The 8,225-nt window shown below is 63.9% G+C and carries 9 protein-coding genes; 2 read left to right on the top strand and 7 right to left on the bottom strand.

Going from position 1 to position 8,225, the window contains the following annotated elements:
- From Q0579_RS06150 to Q0579_RS06120, 7 genes are all read right to left on the bottom strand, one after another.
- Window positions 1–355, bottom strand: a 355-nt coding sequence (locus Q0579_RS06150) for a transposase (RefSeq protein ID WP_298810326.1), incomplete at its 3' end; no start/stop codon positions are given.
- A gap of 100 nt (window positions 356–455) precedes the next feature.
- Window positions 456–1,766, bottom strand: a complete 1,311-nt coding sequence (locus Q0579_RS06145; RefSeq protein ID WP_298810322.1) for a cation:proton antiporter — start codon at window positions 1,764–1,766, stop codon at window positions 456–458.
- Between the two features lie 135 nt (window positions 1,767–1,901).
- Window positions 1,902–2,270 (bottom strand): hypothetical protein, encoded by a 369-nt coding sequence (locus Q0579_RS06140; RefSeq protein ID WP_298810319.1) that lies wholly within the window; start codon window positions 2,268–2,270, stop codon window positions 1,902–1,904.
- Complete coding sequence (locus tag Q0579_RS06135; RefSeq protein WP_298810316.1) at window positions 2,267–3,610, bottom strand: mechanosensitive ion channel; 1,344 nt, start codon at window positions 3,608–3,610, stop codon at window positions 2,267–2,269. Before Q0579_RS06135 ends, Q0579_RS06140 begins: the two co-directional genes overlap by 4 nt.
- 98 nt (window positions 3,611–3,708) lie before the next feature.
- Window positions 3,709–4,557, bottom strand: coding sequence for a DUF2382 domain-containing protein (locus Q0579_RS06130; RefSeq protein WP_298810313.1), 849 nt, complete (start codon window positions 4,555–4,557; stop codon window positions 3,709–3,711).
- 36 nt (window positions 4,558–4,593) lie between these two features.
- On the bottom strand, window positions 4,594–5,220 hold the full coding sequence (locus Q0579_RS06125; protein WP_298810311.1) for an OmpA family protein: 627 nt from the start codon (window positions 5,218–5,220) through the stop codon (window positions 4,594–4,596).
- Window positions 5,207–5,608 carry a YsnF/AvaK domain-containing protein gene (locus tag Q0579_RS06120; RefSeq protein ID WP_114689064.1) on the bottom strand — a complete coding sequence of 134 codons (402 nt, stop codon included), beginning with the start codon at window positions 5,606–5,608 and terminating at the stop codon, window positions 5,207–5,209. Before Q0579_RS06120 ends, Q0579_RS06125 begins: the two co-directional genes overlap by 14 nt.
- 170 nt (window positions 5,609–5,778) lie before the next feature.
- Between Q0579_RS06120 and Q0579_RS06115 the strand changes: the two genes are divergently transcribed.
- Together Q0579_RS06115 and Q0579_RS06110 are read left to right on the top strand one after the other, a co-directional pair.
- Window positions 5,779–7,245, top strand: a complete 1,467-nt coding sequence (locus Q0579_RS06115; protein ID WP_298810296.1) for a helix-turn-helix transcriptional regulator — start codon at window positions 5,779–5,781, stop codon at window positions 7,243–7,245.
- A 166-nt stretch (window positions 7,246–7,411) separates the two neighbouring features.
- The coding region (locus Q0579_RS06110; RefSeq protein ID WP_298810293.1) for an IS481 family transposase at window positions 7,412–8,225 on the top strand (814 nt) is incomplete at its 3' end.

The raw sequence follows: 8,225 nt of genomic DNA, 5'->3' as shown, positions 1-8,225 counted from the left end.
CCTTTTCGACGCCGATCACTCCGCTACCGGGGTCCCTTTTCCACGCCGATCCACACACTCGGTCAGCCAGATCGAGTCGGCAGAACCAACGATAGGCGAGGTTGAGGTGCACCTCGTCGCACAGGCGGCGTTCCGAACGGATGCCGAACAGATAGCCAACCAGCAGCATCCTGAGCATCAGCTCAGGGTCGATCGACGGTCGCCCACTCGCGCTGTAGCTCGACGCCAGCGCCTCGCGCACGAAGCCGAAGTCCAATACGCCGTCGATGCGTCGGAGCAGGTGATCAACCGGCACATGCTCATCGAGCCGGAAGCCGTAGAACAGCGCGCCCTGTGCCACCTGCCGACCCATCATGTCCGTGATCCCCTGCCGCCTTGCAGGAGTGAATCACGCCCTCGTCACAGTCGCAAGCAGCCGTTTTTCAACAGCCTCGACCGGTTATGACACCAGCAACCTAAGCTCGCTCTGTATCCGCCGCAGGGCCTTTCAATCCTGGCGGCGGCAGGTCGGCATCCGGATCGCGTCCCTGTAGCTTGTCCAGGAGACGCATAGCCGGCGTGACGGTCAGCCCGTGGAGGAGGATGGAAAACAGCGCCACCAATCCTACGATGGCCCACAGCCGCTCGCCTCCGGCAAGCTCAACGTGGTTCAGCGCATAAGCCAGGTAATAGAAGGAGCCGACACCGCGGATGCCAAAGAAGGCAAGAGTCATCTTCTCGGAGAGGTCTGCCCGCAAGCCGGCAAGCCCTATCAGGCCGGTAACGGGCCGCACGACGAGGATAATGATCGCAGCGGCCAGTACATCTACCCAACCAATCGGTTGAAGGAGCCCACTGACCAGCGCACCACCGAACAGGATCAGGAGCACCATCATGCCGATGCGCTCCACCTGTTCGGTGATGTCGTGCATCTCGCGGTTGAACTCATGATCGCGATGCGAGCGGCGAAGCGTCAATGCGGTGATGAAGACAGCCAGAAAGCCGTAGCAGTTGAGGAGCTCGGTCACGCCGTAGGAGACGAAAGTCGCGGCAATGGCGATCAGGCCATCCCCGGTCTGAGCCAGCTTGGTTTCCGCTGGCACGTGAAAGGTCAGCCAGCCGAACAGGCGGCCGATCAACCAACCGCCGACGACACCCACGCCGATTTCCCACAACACACTATGGAACACCCATTCGCGCGCCCAAGGCTCTCCGGTGCTCGCCGAAATGCCCAGCGCGATAGCGAGGTTGACGAACGGAAAGGCAAAACCGTCGTTCAGGCCCGCTTCTGACGTCAAACCGAAGCGCACCTCGTCTTCCTCTCCGGTCTTGGGAGGACCGACCTGCACGTCTGACGCGAGCACGGGATCAGTGGGAGCGAGGCAAGCCCCAAGCAGAAGCGCCGCGATCCATGACAGGCCCAAGCCCCAGCCTCCGATCGCCGTGATCGCCGCGATGCTGAGGGGCATCGTGACCGCAAGCAGCCGCCAGGTCACATTCCATCGGCGCCAGCTGAATACGCGATCCAGCTTCAGGCCTGCGCCCATCAGCGCGATGATAACGATGAACTCGGTGAAGCGCTCGGTGATTTCGGCGTAAGACAGCGGCAAAGGCCGCAGCGACACAGCCGGCAACGAGAAGACCACGGCTCCGATCCCGACACAGATGATCGGCAGCGACAGCGGCAATCGTTTCAACGCAAGCGGCAGCCATGCTACGAGGGCGATCAGGACTCCGGCACCTGTCAGCCAGAGGATATAGGGTTCAGGCGATGAAAAGCTGGGCACCTGCGCCGCTCTCCAGGCAGTAGCGCGTTCCGGGCGCTTCAGATGGATGTCGCATCAGCCTGGCGGAATGAGCAGACAGGGACCGAACACCGCCTGGCTCCCAGTTCATTACGCGAGACCTCTTGCGGGCCGTTGTTACTGTCGCTGCCGAATCGCGTCGGCACGATCTTCCGTCGCATCCGCCTTCTTCTCGGCAGTCGCACGAACCCTGCGGGCTTCCTCTTCCAAGGCATCCGCCCGCTGATCGGCTTCGCTGCGAACGGCGTCCACCTGGTCCTCGGCGGCGTCCGCACGTGCTTCGATCGCCTCGTTCAGACTGTCAGCGGCACGATCCTGGGCTTCACCCGTCCGCTCCGCCGGCCCTTTCTCGATCGTATCCTCGCTCGATACGACACCTGCGTTGGCGTCGGCCTGCTCGCCGGCATCCTCGCGGGGGCCGTCACAGGCCCCCACGAACGCGATCAGTGCCAGCCCGACGAGCTGGAGGCGTAGCCCTCGTCTCATGACCGCGGTTCCTCGCTCGGCGTCGAACTGCCCGGACGGAGGGTGGTGCTCGACTGCGGCGCGATCGGCGGAGCCGGCATCGCGGACGAGCCGCTAAGACGCTGGACCAGCTTGGCGGCGGCGTCCCGTCCGCCGAGACCGAAGGCGAGCGCGAAGGCGACGGCAATGGCACCCAGAATCAGGCCGAACGCGAGATTGATGATGTCGTCGGCGAGACCCATGAAGCGCAGCCCGATGGCGGTGCCGAGCACGATGATCGCGACGTGCACGATCTTCGCAGTCAGCGCGGCATTGGCACCGCCGCTGGCGCGCACGACCGTCGAGACCAGCTTCGCGATGGCGATGGCCGCCGCGATGATGACGGCACCGAAGATGACCGAGCCGAGCAGGGTCAGGATCTCCGCCATCATGCGCGAGCCGTAGGCGAAGTTGAGCTGCCGGAACGCCTCCATCAGGCCGAAGATGATAATGGCGACGAACACGGCGTGACCGAGCAGCTTCGACGGCATCAGCGTCGGGGTCGACGGGGTTCCCGCCGGCGTCGCGGGAACGCCGGGGGCTGGCGTCGTGCTTGAGGGAAACACGCCGAGCGCGCCGATTGTGCGATCGAAGCCGGTGCCGCTCAGGAACTGGGTGAGCAGTTGCGACGCGAACCGGCCGATCACATAGGCGAGCGCGAGAATGATCGCGGCCGCGACGACATGCGGGATGCTGTCGAGGATGATCCGGAGCATCGCGGTCGCCGGCTCGGAGATCGCGCGAATGTTGAGCTGATCGAGCGCGGCGATCGCAACCGGGATGATGATGAGCGCGAACACGATCCCGCCGACCATCCGCGGCAGCGTCGTGGGATCGGCCTTGGCCATGCCGGCGCGTTCGGCAAGCTGCTCGGTGCGGGCAGCGGTCAACACCGCCTCCACCGCCTTCTTGGCGACGCTTGCAACGATGTAGCCGACGAAGAAGATCAGCCCTGCGCCGACGATGTTGGGAATGGCGGCGCCGAACTGGTTGAGCATGCGGCCGACCGGGCTGGTGGCAGCGGCCAGGCCGAGCGGCTGGGCAGCCAGCACGAGCGCAATCAGGATCACGATCCAGAAGGCGGCGTCGCCGACCTGGGCGCCGACGCTCTTGGGGTTACGGCCTGTTTCAGGGATGCCAGACTGCCGGTGCGCATGCCGAGCCAGTGGCGTCTTGTTGACCAGCGCGGCGACGCCCCACTTGGCGGCCCTCGCCAGAAGATAGCCGATCAGGAGAATGACGGCCGCGGCGAGGACGCGCGGTCCCCACTCCTGAAGGTAGAGAACGGCGGTGTCGCCGAAGTTGCGGGTGCCGGCGATCATGCCGTCCGCTGTCACATAGTTCGGGTCCATCGCCGTCTCCCCTGTTGGCAAAGCGTGTGAGCCCGGCGCGGGCTCTCACCCGCGCCGGGCCCCACCGACTAGATACGCTTGTCGGTGTCGCGGAAGGTCGAGCCGCGGGTCTCGACGTCGGTGTCGCGATCGACCTCGACGTCGGTTCGGCGCACGGTGTCGTCGACTTCCTTGACATGCTCCTCGGCCGTCTTGGAGACCACGACCTCCTCGACGACGCGGGCTGTCTTGCCGACCACGGCTTCCTCGCCGGTTGCGGTCATGTCGATCGTCCGCTCGCGGAAGGCGTCGGTATCGGCCGCGGAAAGCGGCTGATCGACCGAGCGCCGCTCGACGTTGACGCGTTCGTTACGGAGGCGGATTTGCTCGTGAACCGGCGTCTCGGTCACGTAGGAGCGGACGCGCACCCCACCGCGGCTCACGTCCCGCTTGCCGACGACCAGTTGCTCCTCGACGATCGGGATCACCTCTTCCTGTTCGGCCGTGCGGCCGGCGGTTTCGCGACGGTCGAAGCTGCCGAGCGCAGCCCCGGTCGCACCGGCAGCGGCGCCGGGGTAATCCCAGCCCGACGAGCGCCACTGGCTCGAACGGTCGTCGATGTCGATCGAGTTGGCCTCTTCGAGCACGCGCACCGCCTCGTCGACGCGATCGTCATCGACGTCTGCGGTCAACAGCGCACCGCCACGGCGCACGCCTTCCTCATAGGTGTGGCGGTCTTCATCGGGCACGAACGCGTTCTTGATCGAGTCCCAGAAGCCGCGGTCCTCATGGGTCGAGTAGCCGGTCTCCTTGTAACCGGCGCTCGACTTGTCGTGGATATGGATGTGGTCGGCGTCGATCCGCGCGCTCTTGAGCCGGTCTTTGGCTGCCTCGGCCTCGGCGCGGCTGTCGAACAGAGCGGTGATGGTGCTGGACATGATCTTACTCCTGCGATTGAGACGGGATTTGGCGGCTTACCTCGCCGTCACGACGAGTTCGGTGCGGCGGTTCTCAAAGCGACCGCCAGCGGTAGCGTTGGTGTCGACTGGATCGGTCTCGCCGCCTGAGACAGTCTCGATGCGGCCGGCGTTGATGCCTTGCGCGACGAGCGCCGACTTGACGCTATCGGCTCGGGCCTTGCCGAGCGCCATGTTGGCTGCATCGGTGCCGCGCGCGTCGGCGTAGCCGGCGATGCGGATTCGGGAGTTCGGATACTGCTTGAGGGTCGCGGCCACCTCGTTCACCTCGGCAGCATCGGCAGGTCGGATATTGCTCTTGGCGGTGTCGAAGTTGAGCTTTTCGAAGGTGAAGGTGCGGGGAAGCGGCTCCGTGCCGGCCAGATAAGTGCCGAGACCGGACGTGCCGACCAGCGCGTCAGCGGACCCGGCGTTCGGGGTTGCCGCGACCACCTCGGTCGAGGCGGCCGTAGGAGCGGGAGCGACGGCAGCGGTGTCCTCACGGTTGCAGCGGCTCAGAGCGAACAGCAACGCCAGAATCCCGAGCGCAAGCAGCAACCAGGGGAGCCAGTTGAAGCCCTTGTTCTTCTCGATATGGATGTGACTCGGTGCGCCCTCCGGCCTGTCATCGTTAGGTCCTGCCATGAACATCCTCCTGGGTTTTGGTGAGATCGGTGCGGTCGACCTCGATGCGGGTGCGCCTGAGCGTGGTCGGCAGCTCGACCGCCTCCGCCTGCGCCGACCGGAAGACGTGGACCTCCTCGACGAGGAAAAGCCGCTTCTCGACAACCAATCGCTCCTCGATCACGGGAATGATGGTGACGCCGTTCTCCTCACGGACAACGGGGGCTCGATCGACTTCGCGGTCAACCGCAACGCGCCTGATCTCGACGTGCTCGCGGCGAACCTCGTCACGAACAACGACCTGCTCCTGCTCGGGGACGGTGCGGACCGTGACATGCTCGACGTCGGCCGCACGTTTGGTAACGTGCGCCTCCTCCTCAATGATCGGTAAGCGAATGTCGTCGGGCATGCCTGTCCTTCAGCTTTGCCACCTAACGCCGCCGAACCCTTGAAGTGTCCCGGAGCTAACTTTTTCTTGGTTGGGCGAGCTGGTAGTTTGCTACTATCCGTGCAGTAGTTCTCGTTGAGCTGTTCATTATCTGCGAGGAACATCGTCCTATGGCTCGGCGCTCTACCGGCATGGCCAATCCGCTCTCCCGTGTTCTCGCACGCGACACGTTGACCCACCTCGAACAGTTGATCGGCGGTATGACGGCCGGCGTCATCCTGATCGACCTGGCCGGAACGATCATCTGGGCCAATGATGCTGCGCTGGCGATGCACGGCGTCGACAAGCTCGAAGGACTTGGCGGCAACGCCGACACCTATGCGCAGCGGTTCGCGCTCCGGTTCCGCAACGGGCACCGGCTCGCCAACCGCGAATATCCTGTCATCCGCATGTTGGCGGGCGAGAGCTTCCCGGACCTGGTGGTGGAGGTGAGTGCCGCCGGCAGCGATGAACGTCGTTGGACCCATCGGGTGCGCGACGTCGTGATGACCGGGGACGACGAAGAGCCGGACTGCCTCGCGCTCGTGATTCAGGACGTTTCCGAACAGTATGAAGCGGAGGCGCGGTTCGAGGCCATGTTCCAGGCCAACCCCGCGCCGGCGCTCATTATGCGGCTCTCGGATCAGCGATTTAGCCGGGCAAATCGCGGCTTTCTCGAAATGACCGGCTACCCCCGTCAGGTGGTCCAAGGGAACAGCCTCTACGACCTCGACATTCTGAACGGCGCCGAGCGAAAGGACTATGCCAAACAGTGCCTCGCGGAGGGCCGGACGATCCCGCAGATGGAAGCCGAGTTGCCGCTACCTGATGGCAACACCAAGCTCGTCATCATCGCCGGGCAGCCGATCGAAGTCGGCGACGACAAGTGCATGCTGTTCACCTTCGCCGACCTGGAGCCGCGCCGGAAGGCAGAGCGTGCATTGCGATCGAGCGAGACGCACTTTCACACTCTGTTTCAAATGGCGCCCGTGGCGATGGTGCTGACTTCGCCCGACAGTCACCGCACGATGGACGTGAACGACGCCTTCGTTCGCCTCACTGGTCGCAGCTCGGCCGGCTCCATCGGCAGAGCCGCCGGCGACCCCGAGCTTTGGGCCGATCCGGCGCAACGTGAGGAGGTGCAGCAGGAACTGGATCGAAGCGGGGGCGTGCGCAACCGCGACGTCCGGCTGATCGATGCGGACGGGCAACCGGTTGACTGCCTCATGTCGGCCGAGCGCATGGAGATCAGGGGCGAACGCTGCACCCTCTGGCTCTACCAGGACATTACCACGCGCCGGAGGAGCGAGCTGGAGCTTGCCGACGCGATCGAGGCGGTGATGAAGGATGCGAGCTGGTTCAGCCGGTCCGTAATGGACAAGCTCGCGACCCTGCGTAATCCGCGCGCCGAAACCTCTACGGAGACCGCCGACCTGACACCTCGTGAGCGCGAAGTGCTGGGGCTGATCTGCAAGGGCCTGGACGACAAGGCGATCGCTAATCGTTTGTCGCTTTCGGGGAACACGGTGCGCAACCATGTCGCCGGTATCTATGGAAAGATCGGTGTCAATCGGCGTGCCGCAGCCATTGCTTGGGCTAGAGAACGTGGCTTTGCCTAAAATAATTGCAAATATGTGGTCGCAATTCAGTGATGGTCTTCAACAGCAATATCTGGGGTCAGGCTTGCTATTACTTCCCACCAGTTTTGACACTGAGAATCTGCGACCAGCTAGGTGTTTGATCCCACGGTGGTGTGATCCTTTCGTTGGAATGGAAGGGGGCCGTATGGGACAGGTACGTCATGGGTGCGCCACGACCACGCACGCCGTCCGAGCAGCAATACAGCGATCGCAAGCTTCGCTCGCGACGCTGAGCCGTGAGCTGGGGATCAACCCGAAGACGGTGGCGAAGTGGCGTAAGAGGGCGACGGTCGAGGACTTGAAGACCGGGCCGAAGGCCCCTCATTCAACGACCTTGTCCCAAGCGGAGGAGGCAATGGTGGCGGCGTTCCGTCGCCACACGCTGCTGCCGCTCGACGACTGCCTCTACGCATTGCAGCCGTCGCTACCGCACCTGACTCGGTCAGCGCTGCACCGTTGCCTTCAGCGGCACGGCATCTCACGGCTACCGGATGTCGAGGGCGACAAGCCCAAGCGTCAGCGCTTCAAGCGTTATCCGATTGGTTTCTTCCACATCGATATCGCCGAGGTGCAAACTGCCGAAGGAAAGCTTTATCTGTTCGTCGGCATAGACCGCACCAGCAAGTTCGCAGTCACCCAACTCGTCGACAAGGCCGATAGGCGCACAGCATGGGATTTCCTCGAACACCTGCTGAAGGCCGTGCCGTACCGGATACACACGATCCTGACCGATAATGGCATCCAATTCGCCGAGCAGCCTCGCAATCGCAAAACCGCTTGGTCCCGCCAGATGCGCTTCGACATGATCTGCGAGGCAAACGACATCGAACACCGGCTCACCAAGCCGAACCACCCGTGGACGAACGGTCAGGTCGAACGGATGAACCGCACCATCAAGGAGGCAACCGTCAAACGCTTCCACTACGAGAGCCACGACCAGCTCCGGACGCACCTCGCCG

The organism is uncultured Sphingomonas sp. (genome assembly GCF_936927845.1).
In the GTDB taxonomy this organism is placed as follows: Bacteria; Pseudomonadota; Alphaproteobacteria; order Sphingomonadales; family Sphingomonadaceae; genus Sphingomonas.
The sequence above is the reverse complement of the archived record's forward strand: the minus strand, read 5'-3'. Positions and strand labels throughout refer to the sequence as shown.